The sequence below is a fragment of the Leifsonia aquatica H1aii genome (assembly GCF_000633535.1).
In the GTDB taxonomy this organism is placed as follows: domain Bacteria; phylum Actinomycetota; class Actinomycetes; order Actinomycetales; family Microbacteriaceae; genus Leifsonia; species Leifsonia aquatica_A.
This window is the reverse complement of sequence record NZ_AYMR01000007.1, coordinates 300810-316393: the sequence shown is the minus strand read 5'-3', so window position 1 is coordinate 316393 and position 15584 is coordinate 300810. Positions and strand designations below refer to the sequence as shown.

Below are 15584 nucleotides of genomic sequence, written 5' to 3'. Positions count from 1 at the left end.
GTGTCAGTTGCCCGGGGCGGGCGAGGGTTCCGCGCTGATGCGCGAGAGGAAGAGCCGCCGGAACGCGTCGACATCGGTATCGATGGCGACGGAGGCGTTGCTTCCTGCAGGTGGCTGGAGGGCGAGCCCGCGGTCGGCGACCACGAGTCCGCGGGCGAGCTCGCTCACGAGCTCGGTCCGCACGTCCGCATCCGCCCAGGTGAGCAGTTGCGGGTGGGTGACGGCGGCGATCACGAGCGGGTCGTGGAGGAAGCAGGCGTCCCGGTGCTCGGGCCGGAGCGGGAAGGCCCGGCCGAGGAAGTCGATCCACGCGTCGGTGCAGTCGGCGACCCAGTCGCCGAACCCGCTGCCGGTGGCACGCAGGTCTGCTGCGTCCGCGCGGGTGAGCATCACGCGGGAGGTCTGATCGAGCCCGACCATCCGGATGCGCGCTCCGCTGCGGAGGACGATGTCGAGCGCCTCCGGGTCGACGTAGGCGTTGAAGTCGCCGACCACGGTGACGTTCTGGGCGTACCCGGTCGCGCTGCCGGCCATGAGCACGAGCTCGCCGACGTTGGCGGCGAACGACGGGTCGCGCTGGATCGCCAGGGCCAGGTTCGTCATCGGTCCGATCGCGATGACCGTCACCTCGCCGGGCCGGGCGGCCGCCGTGCGGACGAGGAAGTCGGCCGCGTGCTCGGTCGTCGCCGCGTCCCGGCGGGTGGGGCTCTCGACCTGCTCAGCACCGAGGACGGCGTCGAACAGGGCACGCACCGGCCCCATCGGCCGCACCAGCGGCACGTCGGCGCCCGCGAGCACGGGCAGATCCGGCTGGCCGAGCCGCTCCACGAGATCGCGGGCCACCGTGACGCCGGTGGCGAGGTCGACGTTGCCGTTCACGACGGTGAGCCCGAGCACCTCCAGCTCCGGAGAGCGCAGGGCCAGCGCGATGGCGAGACCATCGTCGATGTCGCTTCCCGGCTCGCCCAGGCCGGGGTCGGTGTCGATGATGACGGGCAGCGCGCTCATCGCAGAGCCTCCTGCAGGGTGGTCGTGCGCTCCGCCAGCTCGGCGATCGCGACGCGGTCGAAGTCGCGGACCGCGCTGCGCACGCGGACGTGGGTCGTACCGACCAACCGCTGCGGGATCGCACCGGCCCCGTGGAGGGCGCCGTACACACTGCCCGCGGTCGCCGCGGAGGAGTCGGTGTCGCGGCCGCCCGCGATCGTCAGGGCGAGCGTCGTCGTGAAGTCGGTGCCCCAGAGGAGGCCCACCGAGAGGATCGCCGCGTTGTTGATCGTGTGCACCCAGTTGTAGTGCCCGAGCTCGTCGTCCACCCAGTCGAGGGCCTCGAAGGCGGAGGCGCCGGACGCCGACAGGTGGAGCACACCCGCCAGCGCCGCATGCAGGCGAGACCGGGCCGGAACCACGGCGAGCGCGGTCTCGAGCGCGTCGGCCGCCGTCTCCGTCGTGAACGACGCCGAGACCAGCGCGGCAGCCCACAGCTCTCCGAACACCCCGTTGCCCACGTGGCTCAGCCGCGCGTCGCGCAGAGCCAGCCGTGCCGCCTCCGCCGGGCGCCCCGGGAAGGCGTAGCCGAAGATGTCCGCACGGATGAGCGCGCCGATCCACTCCCGGTAGGGGTTGCCGACCAGGGCGGCGCGCTCGGCGGGGATGCCCCGGACGAGGTTGCGATACGCGGCGCGTTCGGCCGTGAAGGTCTGCGTGAACGGCAACCGGTCGAGCCAGGCCGCCGCGATGTCGTCGATCGTCAGCGCGCGGCCGTGCTGCTCCAGCAGCCAGAGCCCGAGGATCGTCCAGTCGATGTCGTCATCGCGCGGAACGTCCTCGAAGCGCCCGGCGGCAGCGAACGGCGCCGACTCGTGCAGGTGGCTCACACCCTCGGGGAGCTCGTCGAGGAGCGGGAGGTACCCGGTCTGCGGCCACTGGCCGACGGCCTCCAGATAGCGGCGGACCTCGGCACGGGTCAGGCCTTCGACCGGCTTGCCCAGCGTGTTGCCCACGCAGCGGCCGAGCCAGGCGCCGTGGGTGCGCTCAGCGAGGTCCGCCGAGACCGGTCGTGCGGGGAGTGCGTCGATCAGCGGAGTCAGGACGGCGTCGCCGTCGGCGTCGTCGTAGGCCCAGTGCGGGCCGCGGGGAGCCGCGACCAGCAGCTGCTCGATCTCTTCGAGTGCCCCGTAGTCCGCGTCGTCCGCCGCACTGCGCGCGCGGGCGACCAGGTCCTCGACCGCGTGACCGGTGTGGAGGAGCTGCTCGGCCTCGTCGGGGACGAGGTCTCTCTTGTCGAGGACGTCATGCATCGTCGTGGTGCCTTTCAGGGGTGCCGTTATGCCGACTGTCGCCGGACGAGGGAGTGCTGGACGAGGATGTGGCGTGCGGGCTCGGTGGACGGCTCCTCCATCCGCTGGAGCAGGAGGTCGCCGGCCGCACGCCCGATCTCTTCGGCGGGGACCCGCACCGTGGAGAGGGCGGGACGGACCAGTCCGGCGGCGTCGATGTCGTCGACGCCCATGATCGCGATGTCGTCCGGCACGGCGAGCCCGGCCTCGAGCGCGGCATCCAGAGCGCCGATCGCCATCAGATCGTTCGCGCAGACCACCGCCTCGGGGCGGGGATCCAGGCGCAGCAGCCGCTTCATCGCCGCGTATCCGCCCTCCCGGGTGAAGTCGGCCGCGATCCGCAGGTCCTCGGACTCGTCGAGGCCGTGCTCGCGCACCGCACGCCGGTAGCCCTCGTACCGGCCCCGGCCGGGCTCGTGGTCGATCGGGCCGCTGATGGTCGCGATCCGGCGATGCCCGACGGAACGGAGGTGGGCGACCGCGGTCGTGCCGATGGCGATGTCGTCGGCCGACACCCAGTCCAGGGGGGACTCGCTGAGCCCGGAGCCGACGCCCACGACCGGGATGCCCGCGTCGTGCAGGGCGAGCAGCTGCGGTTCGATCTCGTCGTTGACGGCGATGATCACTCCGTCGACGTGGCGCTGGATGGCGTCACGGACGAACGCGTCCAGGAAGCCCTCCCCCGCGCCGACGTCGAAGAGCATGACGACCTGATCCGCGGAGGCGACCACGCTCTGGACGCCGCGGGCGAGCGCCGGGTAGAACGGGTTGGTGATGTCCTGCACCAGGAGGGCCACCGAGTTGCTGCGCCGGGAGTTCAGGGCCTGCGCGAAGAAGTTGGGCTGGTAGCCGAGCTCCTCCATCACGCGCTCGACCCGGCGGCGCGTGGCCGGCGAGACGGGGCGCTTGCCGCTCAGGACGTGCGACACGGTGGTCTTGCTGACCCCGGCGGCCGCAGCGACCGTCTGGATGTTCAGCGACTCGGAACTGGATGCTTTGACCAAACCGGTTTGCTCCTCGTTGATGCAGTGATGCGTTGATTCATGATGGCATACGGGTGCGTGTTTTGCAAACTAGTTTGCGCACATTCTCCGTCCCTGGACGCACCATCGCCGCCACCGTTCACCTCCCGGCTACCGCACAGGAGGAAGATGGAACGGATGACGGAACCCGAGATCACCTGGCTCGACGCCGACACGGTGCAGCTTCGGCAGCCGAAGTCGTCGCACTGGGAGGCGCCGTTCCTGTTCCTGCTGTTCGGGCGGCGGCGCGCACTGCTGCTCGACACCGGCGCGACCGCCGACGAGGCGGTGTTCCCGCTCCGTGCGACGATCGACCGGCTGACGGACACCTGGCTCCGGCGGACCCCCGCCGTGTTCCTCCGGCCCTACCCGCTGGTCGTCGCGCACACCCACGCCCACCGGGACCACATCGCCGGCGATCCGCTGCTCGCCGGGCGCCCGGCGACCACCATCGTCGGGACGACTCCCGCGCAGGTCATCTCGTTCTTCGGGTTCCGGTCCTGGCCGGACGAGGTCGTCGAGTTCGACCTCGGACAGCGGCCGATCGACGTGGTCGGCGGCCCCGGTCACGAACCGTCCGCGGTCGTCTTCTTCGACCGGAGGACCGGGATCATGTTCACCGGGGACACCGTGCTGCCCGCCCACCTCTACATCCGCGACCGCGCGCAGTACGCCGCGACCATCGACCGGCTCATCCGGTTCCGCGACGCCGCGCCCACACGGGTGCGGGAGCTGCGCGGGGCGCACATCGAGATGTCGCAGGAGCCGGGCGTCGCCTACCCGCCCGGCACGCTCGATCAGCCCGACGAGCCGCCGCTGGAACTGCCGCCGCGCATCCTGAACCGGGTGCGCTCGGCGCTCGACGACCTGCCGGAGTCCGCGGACGGCCGCGTCGTCCGCAAGCGCTTCATCGTGGTCGACGAGAGCTCGGACCGGGCCGCCCCCATCGGATGAGGGCCGCTGGTTAAACTGACGGGATGACCCTCGTCACCCTCGCCGACGGCTCCGCTCCCACCCTCGCACCGGACGCGTTCGTCGCCGCCGGCGCGGTGCTCGCCGGGCGGGTGCGCCTCCTGGCCGGCTCCAGCGTCTGGTACAACGCGGTGCTCCGGGCGGAGGCGGAGGAGATCGTGCTCGGGGAGCGCAGCAACATCCAGGACAACGTCTCCTGCCACGTCGACGCCGGCTACCCACTCTCGGTCGGCGCGGACGTCTCCGTCGGTCACAACGCCGTGCTGCACGGCTGCACGATCGAGGACGGCGCCCTGATCGGGATGCACGCGACCGTCCTCAACGGGGCCGTGATCGGGGCCGGTTCCCTGATCGCGGCAGGGACCGTGGTGCTCGAGGGGACGATCGTCCCGCCCGGCTCCCTCGTCGCGGGCGTGCCCGGCAAGCTGCGCCGCGCGCTCACCGACGACGAACGCGCCGGCCTGCACCGCAACGCCGCCGCCTACCTCGACCTCGCGAACGCCCACCCGGCCGCCGACCACTGACCGAGGTTCACGTCGTCGCGGTCATTCCGCCGTTTTCGGCGCAACGACGTGAACGTCGACGGGGGTGGCGTCGACGGGGGTGGCGTCGGCGAGGTTTCAGGAGGCGGGACGCTCGACCGGGACCGGGTCGCCGTCCGTGAGGCGCACCAGCTCGGCGAAGGTGGTCGGGAAGACGGTGTGCGGGTGCCCCGCCGCCGCCCAGACCTCGGGGTAGCCGGCGAGCGCCACGTCCACGACCGTGCGCAGCGGGGCGGGGTGGCCCAGCGGCGCGACGCCGCCGATGGTCTGACCGGTCGCCGCTTTCACCGTCTCAGGGTCGGCGCGACGGATGCGCCCGCCGAGCCGCTCGCCGAGGAAGGCCGTGTCGACGCGGTGCGCGCCGGAGGTCATCACGAGCAGCGGGTCGCCGTCGATCGTGAAGACGAGGGAGTTCGCGATCGCACCGACCTCCACGCCCAACTCCTCCGCCGCCGAGGCGGCCGTCGGCGTGGCCGCCTCGAACCAGCGGACCCGCGGCTCCACACCGGCGGCGAGCAGCGCCGCCTCCACCCGCTCGACGGCGGGATGCGTGCGGTCGGCGCCCTGCCCGCTCATGCCAGCGCCCGCTCCGCGGACTCGACGACGTTCTGCAGCAGGAGGGCGCGCGTCATCGGCCCCACTCCGCCCGGGTTCGGCGAGACCCACGCGGCGACCTCGGCGACATCCGCCGCCACATCGCCGGCCACCACACTCTTGCCGGTCACCGGGTCCTCCACCCGGCTGACACCGACGTCGAGGACGATCGCCCCCGGCTTCACGTTCTCCGCCGAGACCAGGCCGGCGACGCCCGCTGCGGCGACGATCACGTCGGCACGCTTGAGGTGCTCGTCCAGGTCGACCGTGCCGGTGTGGGTCAGCGTGACCGTGGCGTTGTACTCGCGACGGGTCAGCAGCGAGCCGATCGGGCGGCCGACGGTGACGCCGCGGCCGACGACGACGACGTGCTTGCCGTTCAGCGCGATCCCGTGCCGCTCCATCAGCTCGATGACGCCGCGCGGCGTGCACGGCAGCGGCGTGGTGATCGGGCGGTTGACGTTGAGCACGAGGCGGCCCAGGTTCGTCGGGTGCAGCCCGTCCGCGTCCTTGGCCGGGTCGACCAGCTCCAGGATGGCGTCGGTATCGAGGTGCGCCGGCAGCGGCAGCTGGACGATGAACCCGGTGCAGTCGGGGTCGGCGTTCAGCTCCTCGATCACGGCCTCCAGCTCGGCCTGCGAGATGTCGGCCGGGAGGTCGCGGCGGATGGACGCGATGCCCACCTCCGCGCAGTCCCGGTGCTTGCCCGCGACGTACCACTGCGACCCCGGGTCGTCGCCGACCAGGATGGTGCCGAGCCCGGGCACGACGCCCTGCTCGCGCAGCCGCGCCACGCGCTCCGTCAGCTCGCTCTTGATCGCGGCCGCCGTGGCCTTGCCGTCCAGAATCTGTGCGCTCATCTGCGTTCCTTACGTGATGAAGCCATCACCTCCGGACTTGTGCGCGCCCGCCGACGGCGTGTCGCGCGCACAAGCCCGGACTCGATGGTGCGGGGAGGGGTCAGATGGAGGAGGGGAGCTCGACCGGGAAGGCGTCCTGACCGGACGGGGTGAGGCCCGGGTAGAGCGGGAAGGCGGCGGTCAGCGCGTCGACGCGGGTGCGCAGCGTGGCGGTGTCGGCGCCGGGGACGAGCGCGGCGGCGATGATGTCGGCCACCTCCACGAACTCGGTGTCGCCGAAGCCACGGGTCGCCAGCGCCGGCGTGCCGATGCGCAGACCGGAAGTGACCATCGGCGGGCGCGGGTCGAACGGCACAGCGTTGCGGTTGACCGTGATGCCGGCCGCGTGCAGCACGTCCTCGGCCTGCTGGCCGTCGAGCTCCGAGTTGCGCAGGTCGGCGAGCACCAGGTGCACGTCCGTGCCGCCGGTGAGGACGTCCACCCCCGCGGCGCGGGAGTCGTCGGCGGTCAGACGGGACGCCAGGATCTGGGCGCCGCGGATGGTGCGGGCCTGGCGGTCCTTGAACTCCTCGGTCGCGGCCAGCTTGAACGCGGTCGCCTTGGCGGCGATCACGTGCATGAGCGGGCCGCCCTGCTGACCGGGGAACACGTTCGAGTTGAGCTTCTTGGCAAGCTCGGTGTCGCGGCTGACGATGAAGCCGGAGCGGGGGCCGCCGATCGTCTTGTGCACCGTCGAGCTGACCACGTCGGCGAAGGGGACCGGCGACGGGTGGAGGCCCGCGGCCACCAGTCCCGCGAAGTGCGCCATGTCGACCCAGAGCTTCGCGCCGACCTCGTCGGCGATCTCGCGGAAGGCGGCGAAGTCGAGGTGGCGGGGGTAGGCCGACCAGCCGGCGATGATGACCTGCGGCTTGTGCTCGCGGGCCTTGTCGCGCACGACGTCCATGTCGACGAGGAAGGTCTCGGGGTCGACGCCGTAGGAGACGGCGTTGTAGAGCTTGCCCGAGAAGTTGAGCTTCATGCCGTGGGTCAGGTGGCCGCCGTGGGCGAGCTCCAGGCCCAGGATGGTGTCGCCGGGCGTCGCGATCGCCGAGAGCACCGCGGCGTTGGCCGAGGCTCCGGAGTGCGGCTGGACGTTGGCGTACTCGGCGCCGAACAGGCTCTTCGCCCGGTCGATCGCCAGCTGCTCGGCGATGTCGACGTACTCGCAGCCGCCGTAGTAGCGACGGCCGGGGTAGCCCTCGGCGTACTTGTTGGTGAGGACGGAGCCGACGGACTCCAGCACCGCGCGCGGCACGAAGTTCTCGGAGGCGATCATCTCGAGGTAGTCGCGCTGGCGGCCGAGCTCGAGCTGCAGCACCTCCGCGATCTCGGGGTCGACCTCCGCGAGCGGGGCGGTGAAGGTCGAGGGCAGGGTGTCGGTCACTACGGACTCCTTCGGACAGGGATGGACATTCGTACGTATCGACCCAGGCGCGCGGCCGAATCCACCCATGCTTTCGAGGTACCGTCGTCGCTCCCCGATGGTGACCATCTGAGCGCCAGTCGCGACAGGCCAAGCATAGCAAAGGCCGGTCGCGGGCGGGCCCGTGCTCATGAGTGGGGCCCTTGCTCATTAGTTAGGAGGCCTGCGATACTCGCTGGTGGTCGTCCGGCGGGGTGGACGGACGCGGCCGCTGCCCGAAGCAAGTCCGAACCACGTTAGGAGCCTCCGTGGTCGTACCGCGCCCTGTCGAGCTGGAGAGCACGACCGACGCCCCGTTCACCCTCAGCCCGAACGCCCGGATCAGCGTCGCCGGAGCCGGGGCGGAGGCCGTCGCCGCCCAGCTGCGCGACGCGCTGCGTGCCGACTGCCGCCGCGAGCTCGTCGTCGTCATCGAGCCGCCGGAGTACGGCGACATCGCCATCGTGGTCGCCGACCACGAGGGTCCGGAGGGGCACCGCGAGGAGGGCTACTCGCTCGACGTGGCGCCGGAGGGCGTGCGCATCGGCGCCGCCACCGCCGCCGGCGCCTTCCGGGGCGTGCAGACCTTGCGCCAGCTGGTCCCCGCCTCCTGCTCGGCCGACCCGCTCACGATCGACGCGGTGCGGGTGCGCGACTACCCGCGCTACGCCTACCGCGGGGCCATGCTCGACGTGGCCAGGCACTTCTTCCCGGTGCGCGATGTGGAACGGTTCATCGACGCGATCGCCCTGCTGAAGGTCAACCACCTGCACCTGCACCTCACCGACGACCAGGGCTGGCGACTGGAGATCAGGTCGTGGCCCGAGCTGACCCGCATCGGCGGTTCGACCGCCGCCGGAGGCGGCCCCGGCGGGTTCTACACGCAGGACGAGTATCGCGGCATCGTCGCGTACGCCGCCGATCGGCACATCACGATCGTGCCCGAGATCGACATGCCCGGCCACACGAACGCCGCGCTCGCCTCGTATCCCGAGCTGAACCCCGACGGCATCGCTCCGGCGCTCTACACCGGGACGACCGTGGGCTTCAGCACCCTGCGGACCGGGGACCCGACCACCGAGCGCTTCCTGGCGGACGTCATCGGAGAGGTGGCCGCCCTCACCCCCGGGCCGTTCCTGCACATCGGCGGCGACGAGTGCCTGAGCACGTCGCGGGAGGACTTCCTGGCCTTCATCGAGCACGCCGCCCGCCTGGTCGCCGCCACCGGCAAGACCCCGGTCGGCTGGCACGAGATGGGTGCGAGCGACGCCCTTCCCGAGGGCACCGTCGGGCAGTATTGGGACTACCGGTCCCCCCGGGGTTCCGCGGCCGACGACCTTCTCTCGTTCGTGCGCCAGGGCGGCGCGGCCATCCTCTCCCCCGCCGACGTCGCCTACCTCGACATCGTCTATGCCGACGGCGAGCCGATCGGACAGGACTGGGCCGACGGCCCGACGACGGTCGTCGACGCCCTGGACTGGGACCCGGCACGCATCGTCCCCGGTCTGGCCGACGCGCACATCCTCGGTGTCGAAGCGCCGTTGTGGACGGAGACCGTCACCACCATCGAGGAGGCGGAGGGCATGGTCTTCCCCCGACTGGCCGCGGTCGCGGAGATCGGCTGGGCGCCGGCACCGGCCGACACCGAGCCGGTGGCGGCCGCACGCGACTTCCCGGAGTTCGCCGAACGTCTGGCCCGTCTAGCCGAGCACTGGGATGCGTCCGGGACCGTCTACCGGCGCACCGACGGCGTCGCCTGGCCGGAGGCCTCCCTCACCTGAGCCGGCGCATCAGTGCCCTCGAGGGGTCACGGATAGCCCAGGAACCAGAGCAGGATCAGCGCGACCGGTTGCAGCGCGACGCCCACCACCAGCACGATCGACCGGGCGCGGGGGCTGTGGGTCAGCCCGCGCGCGCCGCCGAGCGGCGCCAGCGGGAGCAGCAGCCGGAACAGGCTCTGCTGCGGCAGAAACACCGCGACGAGGTACAGCGCGTAGCTCGCGGAGTAGGCGACGACCTCGGTGCCGAGCGCGCGGACGCCCGGGCGTCGCAGCAGCCACACGAAGCCGCCGATCGCCGCGATCACCAGCAGGACTCCGGCGACCCCCGCGTATTTCCAGGTGAACAGGAACCACGGCGTCAGCGGGACGAAGCTGACCCGGCCGATGAAGCCCGTCCACCAGGAGAGCTCCGTCGAGACGTACGCATCCGGCGTGCCGGTGGCGAGCGAGGCGATGAACGGCCACGCCAATCCCGCCGCCGCCGTCACGGCTCCGGCGACGAGCACGGCCACGCGCTCCCTGAGGGTGAACGGCTCGGTCCCGCGCCGATCCTGGACCCACCGGACGACGAAGACGACGGCGAGCGCCAGCGGGATCGCCAGCGCCCCGGGTTTCGCGAACGCGGCCGCGACCGTGAACGGGATGACCAGCCAGTATCGTCGCCGGATCATCGCCAGCAGCGCGGCGAACATCAGGAAGAAGAACATGCTCTCGGCGTAGGTGATCTGCAGCACGAACGACAGCGGGCCGAAGCAGAAGAACACCGTCGCCCACAGCGCGGAGACGGTTCCGCCGCGGGCGAGGACGATGCGGTACAGCACCAGGGCGGCCGCTGCGCCGAAGAGGGTCGCGACGACGACGCCCGCCGGCGCGAAGGGCAGTCCGGTCACCGTCATCAGCCCGCGGACGACCACGGGGTAGAGCGGCAGGAAGGCCCACGGGTTCTGCTCCACGTCGCCACCGCCATCGACCGGCAGCGTGGACGGGTACCCGCCGGTGGCGATGCGCTGATAGAACGATCCGTCCCACGAGGAGGAGAACGTGAAGAACGTGGGGTCGTGCCGCGAACTGGCGAAATGCCAGCCCCCGACGGTGCCTGCGACATAGAGCGACAGCAGGAAGACCGTCGTCAGGACCCGCGAGGCGGCGTAGACGATGAGGATCGCGCCCCACCAGGGGAGGTCGCGACCGGCCAGGCGCACCCGGCCCCCGCGTACGCGTGTCCCGGCTCCCGGCGTGGGCGCTGTGCTCGTGATTCCCGCTGACATGCTCAGCGGGATCTTACCCCCGCCGTGCACGGAAAGGGCCGCGAAGGATGGGATCCTGTATTCCGTGAACGCGCTTCCCCCTCCGCCTCCGGCCGCCCTCTCCCCGGCTCCCCTCGGCCCCGGCGAGCCGGTGCTCGCCATCGACGTCGGCGGGACCGACATGAAGGCCGCCCTGATCGACGCGGACGGCCGCATCGTCGAGGTCGTGCGCCGCCCGACTCCGCGGGACGCTGGTGCCCCGGGCGACGCGGTGATCGACGCCGTCGTGGCCGTCGCCGCGGAGTTCCGGCTCGCGCACCCGGAGATCGTGCCGGCAGCACTCGGACTCCTGGTCCCCGGCCATGTCGACGACGTGCGCGGCGTGGGCGTCTTCGCCGAGAACCTCGGCTGGCGCGACTACCCGTTCCGCGACCGTGCCGCCGCCGCGCTCGGGGTGCCGGTCTCGTTCAGTCACGACGTGCGCGGAGCCGGGGAGGCGGAGCGCCGCCTCGGCGCGGCGGCCCCGTACCGCGACGCGGTGTTCATGGCGATCGGCACCGGCATCGCGGGCGCGATCTTCCTCGACGGACGCCTCGTCACCGGCGGCGGTCTGGTCGGCGAGATGGGCCACTCCCGAGTCGCCGACGGCCCGGTCTGCGTCTGCGGCGGAATCGGCTGCCTGGAGGCGGTCGCCTCGGCCGCCTCCATCGCCCGCCGGTACAACGCGGCGACCGGCGCGGCGGTGGCCGGAGCGCGCGAGGTCCTGCAACGCGCCCAGGCCGCGGACCCCGACGCCGTCGAGGTCTGGGAGAGCGCACTGGACGCGCTCGCCCTGGACATCTCCCACACCGTCGCCCTGCTCTCGCCGGAGGCGGTCGTGATCGGCGGTGGGCTCTCGCAGGCGGGCGACGCGCTGTTCGTGCCGCTCGCCGAACGGCTGGACGCGATCCTCACCTTCCAGCGGCGACCGGTGCTCCTGCGGGCGCGCATCGGCGAGAACGCGGGAGTGATCGGCGCGGCCCTGCGGGCGCGCGACCTGCTCGAAACGACCGTTCCGGAGCTCGCGGGCTGACCGTGCGACGCGGGCGGCCCGGCCGCGACGGTATCGTCGATGCAATGAGCGCGCATGTGATCCACTCCGCCCGGCTCGTCAGCGACGGACACGTCGTGCACAACGCGTGGGTGCGGTTCGAGGGCGGCACGATCGCCGCCACCGGCACGGGCGACGACTGGCGCGCGGGATCCGCCGGGACCGCGGCACCCGACCCGGTGCCGGTCACCGACGCCGACGGCGCGTGGCTCACGCCCGGCTTCATCGACATCCACGGTCATGGCGGCGCCACGGCCAGCTTCGACGACGGACCGGAGAGCATCAGCCGGGCGCTCGACCTGCATCAGCGCCACGGCACGACGCGCGCCGTGGTCTCGCTGGTGACCGCGCCCGTCGCGGCTCTCGCGGAGAGCGTCCGGGCCATCGCCGGGCTCACGCGGGAGGATCCGCGCGTGCTCGGCTCCCACCTGGAGGGACCGTTCCTCGACGTCGGGCACAAGGGCGCGCACGAGCCGCGCCTGCTGCGCCCGGCGACCAGGGACGACATCGACCTGCTGCTCGACGCGGCCGACGGCACCCTGCGACAGATCACCGTCGCCCCGGAGCTCCCGGGCGGCCTCGACACCGTCCGCGCGTTCAGCGCGGCCGGCGTCGCGGTCGCCGTGGGCCACACGGCCGCCGACTACGCGCAGACGATGGAGGCGTTCGCCGCCGGAGCGAGCATCCTCACCCATGCGTTCAACGGCATGGACGGGGTGCATCACCGTGCCCCGGGCCCGGTCGCCGCGGCCACTCGGACCCCGGGCGTGACACTGGAGGTCATCAACGACGGCGTGCACGTGCACCCGGAGGTCGTCCGCATGCTGTTCGCCGCGGCTCCGGGCCGGGTCGCGCTCATCACCGACGCGATGGCGGCCGCCGGCGCCGACGACGGCGACTATCTGCTCGGCTCGCTCGCCGTCGAGGTCCGGGACGGCGTCGCCCGTCTCGCCGAGGGCGGATCGATCGCCGGCTCGACGCTGACCCTCGACGACGCTCTGCGGCGGGCCGTGCTCGAGGTCGGGATCCCGGTGGAGGACGCGGTGCGCGCGCTCACGCAGACACCGGCCGCGGCCATCGGCCGCGGTGACGATCTCGGCCGGCTCGCGCCGGGGTTCGCGGCGGACGCCGTCCTCCTGGACGACGACTTCGGCGTGCTGCAGGTCTTCCGCGACGGCGCTCCGGTCGCGCGCTGATCGGAACGGGTGCCCGGGGCCGGATCCGTCTTCTGGATCCGGCCCTCGAGGATCCCCTCGATGGTGATCGGCATACGGGTTGCCTGTCCTCATCGTGCTCACGCCGGTTCGGGTCCGGCGCGTGCGTGGTGCGCGTCCGCCCCCTGTGCGGCGGTGACCACGTCATGAGAGACCACGCCTCTCCGATTCCATGACGCCGGTTCGGTGAAATACTTCTTCGGATTCCCCGTGGTCCGGCACACAGCCCTCTCGCGGCTCGGATACGCGAGAATCGTGGGATGGCCGATGTGTCCGACCTCTCCGACATCGAGCTGGTCGACGCGACCCGCGCGGGCGACCGGGCGGCTTTCGGCGAGCTCTGGAGACGGCACGCGCGTGCCGGCCTGACGGTCGCCCGGGCGCACAGCGACCTCGACGCGGACGATCTGGTGGCCGAGGCGTACGCGAAGATCTATCAGGCGATCGCGAACGGCCACGGACCCACCTCGGGATTCCGGGCGTACCTGTTCACGACGGTGCGCAGCGTCGCGGCCTCCTGGGGCCGCCGCTCGCGCGAGACGCCGATCGACGATGCGGAGACGATCGAGGATCCGGCCTCCAGCGAGGCGGCGGGCCTCGAGGCGCTGGACCGGTCGCTGACCGCGAACGCCTTCCGCACCCTGCCGACGCGCTGGCAGGAGGTGCTCTGGTACTGCGAGGTCGAGGGGATGAAGCCGGCCGAAGTCGCGCCGCTGCTCGGCATGTCGGCGAACGCCGTCGCCGCGCTCGCCTACCGGGCGCGCGAGGGTCTGCGCCAGGCGTGGATCCAGGCGCATCTCGCGGCCGTCCCGGAAGGATCGGAGTGCCACTGGACGACGCAGCGCCTGGGCGCCTACGCGCGCCACGGCCTGGGCAAGCGGGAGACGGCGAAGGTGGAGGCGCACCTCGTCGACTGCGCGCGGTGCACCATCGTCGCCGCGGAGGCCAAGGATGTCGGCTCGCGCATGGCGCTGGTGCTGCTCCCCCTGGTCGCCGGGGTCGGCGGCGCGACCGCCTACACCGCGTGGATGCAGGGCGGGGCGCACACCGTCCCTTACGCGCTGGGCTCGGCCGGAGCCGCGCTGCCCGCCGCCGCGATCGGCGGAGGGACGACCACGATGGGCGCCGGGATGACCACGGCGGGCGCCGCGGCCGGGTCGACCGGCGCGGGAGGCGGTTCGACGGCCGCCGCGGGGAGCGCCTCCGGTTCCGCGGGCGGCTCGGGCGGAGGCGTCGGCGCGGTCGCCGTGACGTCGTTCGCGATCGGCGGGGTGCTCGTCGCCGCCGCGGTCGCCGCCGCCTTCGTGTTCGGCCCCGACCTGTTCCGGTCGACTCCGACGCCGACCAGTGCCGCCGTCGCGGAGCCGTCCTCGCCGTCCGGCGCGTCCGGCCCGACCACCGCCGACGCCGCTCCCGCCCTTCCGACGACGCCTCCCACCACTGCCCCGGCTCCGCCGCAGGTCCCGGCCGCTCCGACCCCGCAGGTCCCGGCCGCTCCGCCGGGCGGCTCCCCCGCCGTGCCGTCCGTCCCGTCCCCCGGGTCCACGACGCCGGCCACGCCCACGACGCCGACCACTCCGACGACGCCCACCACTCCGACCGCCCCGCGCCCGCAGCCGCCGGTCCTCGCCGACACCTTCCCGGCCGACGGCTACACGACGAACGCCCGCGCACTCGACGCGTCGGGTACCGCCGCCCCCGGTGCGACGGTCGCGGCGGCAGCGGCCCCGGCCACCGGGTCCGGGCTACGCACAGTGCGTGCGGCCTCCGCCGGCTCCGCCGGCTCGATCCCGCTGGGCACGGCGACCGCCGGTGCGATGGGCGCCTGGGGCATGGGCCTCGATCTCGCGGCGCTCGGGGACGGGTCCTGGACCCTCTCGTTCGCCCAGACCACCGCCGACGGCACGTCCGACCCGGTCACGCGCACCCTCGTCATCGATCGCACAGCCCTGCCCCCGCAGATCGCGACGGTCGACACCGGCACGGGCGCGATCGCGGGATACGCCGCGCCGATCGTGTCCGGCACCGCCGAGCCCGGCGCGACCGTCGAAGTCTCGGACGGCGACCGGTCCCTGGCGACCGTCACCGCGGACTCCAGCGGGGCGTGGACGACGGACCAGCTCGTGCTCGCCCCGAGCGCGTTCACGTTCACCGCTCGGCAGACCGATGTGCTGGGCAACGTCTCGGACCCGTCCACGACCGTGTCGGGGACGGTCCTCGCTCCCTCCGTGACCGCGTCGTCGACGGACCTCTCCATCGCGATGACCGCCTACGGCCGTCCCGGGACACGGCTGGTCCTGCACGTGGACGGTCAGGCGACCGATCAGGCGCTGGAGACCGCCGCCGACGGGACGGCGTCGGCGAGCTACCGCTGGGTCGGCGCCCCTGGCACGTATCGGCTCGGTTTCGCGTACGACTTCGGCGACCGGCAGGGCATCCTGGTCGACGCTCCGGTCACGCTGCCCGGCGCCCCCTGAGG

The 15584-nt window shown here is 72.8% G+C and carries 13 protein-coding genes and 1 riboswitch; of the genes, 6 read left to right on the top strand and 7 right to left on the bottom strand.

Annotated features, from left to right (window positions below; all coding sequences use genetic code 11):
* Nucleotides 1-3: 3 nt before the first annotated feature.
* The 3 genes from U870_RS0107105 to U870_RS0107095 are packed head-to-tail and all read right to left on the bottom strand — an operon-like array spanning nt 4 to nt 3343.
* Nucleotides 4-1008, bottom strand: a complete 1005-nt coding sequence (locus tag U870_RS0107105; RefSeq protein WP_025156714.1) for a nucleoside hydrolase — start codon at nt 1006-1008, stop codon at nt 4-6.
* A complete protein-coding gene (locus U870_RS0107100) occupies nt 1005-2300 on the bottom strand; it encodes an ADP-ribosylglycohydrolase family protein (protein ID WP_025156713.1) in 1296 nt (431 codons plus the stop codon). Before U870_RS0107100 ends, U870_RS0107105 begins: the two co-directional genes overlap by 4 nt.
* A gap of 26 nt (nt 2301-2326) precedes the next feature.
* A complete protein-coding gene (locus U870_RS0107095; protein ID WP_025156712.1) occupies nt 2327-3343 on the bottom strand; it encodes a LacI family DNA-binding transcriptional regulator in 1017 nt (338 codons plus the stop codon).
* 156 nt (nt 3344-3499) lie between these two features.
* Here U870_RS0107095 and U870_RS0107090 point away from each other — a divergent pair, with 156 nt between their 5' ends.
* Together U870_RS0107090 and U870_RS0107085 are read left to right on the top strand one after the other, a co-directional pair.
* On the top strand, nt 3500-4315 hold the full coding sequence (locus tag U870_RS0107090) for an MBL fold metallo-hydrolase (protein WP_025156711.1): 816 nt from the start codon (nt 3500-3502) through the stop codon (nt 4313-4315).
* 23 nt (nt 4316-4338) lie between these two features.
* Nucleotides 4339-4857 (top strand): gamma carbonic anhydrase family protein, encoded by a 519-nt coding sequence (locus U870_RS0107085; protein WP_025156710.1) that lies wholly within the window; start codon nt 4339-4341, stop codon nt 4855-4857.
* 96 nt (nt 4858-4953) lie between these two features.
* On the opposite strand, the gene U870_RS0107080 is transcribed toward U870_RS0107085, so the two are convergent.
* The 3 genes from U870_RS0107080 to glyA form a co-directional block, all read right to left on the bottom strand.
* Nucleotides 4954-5451, bottom strand: coding sequence for a YbaK/EbsC family protein (locus U870_RS0107080; RefSeq protein ID WP_025156709.1), 498 nt, complete (start codon nt 5449-5451; stop codon nt 4954-4956).
* Nucleotides 5448-6329 (bottom strand): bifunctional methylenetetrahydrofolate dehydrogenase/methenyltetrahydrofolate cyclohydrolase, encoded by an 882-nt coding sequence (locus U870_RS0107075; RefSeq protein ID WP_025156708.1) that lies wholly within the window; start codon nt 6327-6329, stop codon nt 5448-5450. The genes U870_RS0107080 and U870_RS0107075 overlap by 4 nt, the downstream gene beginning before the upstream one ends.
* A 100-nt stretch (nt 6330-6429) precedes the next feature.
* The gene (gene glyA / locus U870_RS0107070) at nt 6430-7755 is read right to left on the bottom strand and encodes a serine hydroxymethyltransferase (protein ID WP_025156707.1); all 1326 of its coding nucleotides are present in this window, start codon (nt 7753-7755) and stop codon (nt 6430-6432) included.
* Nucleotides 7756-7789: 34 nt separating this feature from the next.
* A riboswitch (ZMP/ZTP riboswitch) is annotated at nt 7790-7888 on the bottom strand.
* A gap of 154 nt (nt 7889-8042) precedes the next feature.
* Between glyA and U870_RS0107065 the strand changes: the two genes are divergently transcribed.
* Entirely contained in the window at nt 8043-9554 is a 1512-nt protein-coding gene (locus U870_RS0107065; protein ID WP_025156706.1) for a family 20 glycosylhydrolase, read from the top strand.
* A 26-nt stretch (nt 9555-9580) separates the two neighbouring features.
* On the opposite strand, the gene U870_RS0107060 is transcribed toward U870_RS0107065, so the two are convergent.
* Complete coding sequence (locus U870_RS0107060; RefSeq protein WP_025156705.1) at nt 9581-10822, bottom strand: hypothetical protein; 1242 nt, start codon at nt 10820-10822, stop codon at nt 9581-9583.
* A 130-nt stretch (nt 10823-10952) separates the two neighbouring features.
* Between U870_RS0107060 and U870_RS0107055 the strand changes: the two genes are divergently transcribed.
* The 3 genes from U870_RS0107055 to U870_RS23055 all read left to right on the top strand — a co-directional run bounded on the left by U870_RS0107055 (nt 10953) and on the right by U870_RS23055 (nt 15582).
* The gene (locus tag U870_RS0107055; protein ID WP_029947307.1) at nt 10953-11873 is read left to right on the top strand and encodes an ROK family protein; all 921 of its coding nucleotides are present in this window, start codon (nt 10953-10955) and stop codon (nt 11871-11873) included.
* Nucleotides 11874-11917: 44 nt separating this feature from the next.
* Nucleotides 11918-13087, top strand: a complete 1170-nt coding sequence (gene nagA / locus U870_RS0107050) for an N-acetylglucosamine-6-phosphate deacetylase (RefSeq protein ID WP_025156703.1) — start codon at nt 11918-11920, stop codon at nt 13085-13087.
* A 278-nt stretch (nt 13088-13365) separates the two neighbouring features.
* Complete coding sequence (locus U870_RS23055; protein ID WP_025156702.1) at nt 13366-15582, top strand: sigma-70 family RNA polymerase sigma factor; 2217 nt, start codon at nt 13366-13368, stop codon at nt 15580-15582.
* Nucleotides 15583-15584: the final 2 nt, after the last annotated feature.

What these genes read in the sequence shown, in the direction of transcription:
- U870_RS0107105 (WP_025156714.1), bottom strand. Translation starts at nt 1,008, where the DNA reads ATGAGCGCGCTGCCCGTCATCATCGACACCGACCCCGGCCTGGGCGAG.
- U870_RS0107100 (WP_025156713.1), bottom strand. Translation starts at nt 2,300, where the DNA reads ATGCATGACGTCCTCGACAAGAGAGACCTCGTCCCCGACGAGGCCGAG.
- U870_RS0107090 (WP_025156711.1), top strand. Translation starts at nt 3,500, where the DNA reads ATGACGGAACCCGAGATCACCTGGCTCGACGCCGACACGGTGCAGCTT.
- U870_RS0107085 (WP_025156710.1), top strand. Translation starts at nt 4,339, where the DNA reads ATGACCCTCGTCACCCTCGCCGACGGCTCCGCTCCCACCCTCGCACCG.
- U870_RS0107080 (WP_025156709.1), bottom strand. Translation starts at nt 5,451, where the DNA reads ATGAGCGGGCAGGGCGCCGACCGCACGCATCCCGCCGTCGAGCGGGTG.
- U870_RS0107075 (WP_025156708.1), bottom strand. Translation starts at nt 6,329, where the DNA reads ATGAGCGCACAGATTCTGGACGGCAAGGCCACGGCGGCCGCGATCAAG.
- U870_RS0107060 (WP_025156705.1), bottom strand. Translation starts at nt 10,822, where the DNA reads ATGTCAGCGGGAATCACGAGCACAGCGCCCACGCCGGGAGCCGGGACA.
- nagA (WP_025156703.1), top strand. Translation starts at nt 11,918, where the DNA reads ATGAGCGCGCATGTGATCCACTCCGCCCGGCTCGTCAGCGACGGACAC.
- U870_RS23055 (WP_025156702.1), top strand. Translation starts at nt 13,366, where the DNA reads ATGGCCGATGTGTCCGACCTCTCCGACATCGAGCTGGTCGACGCGACC.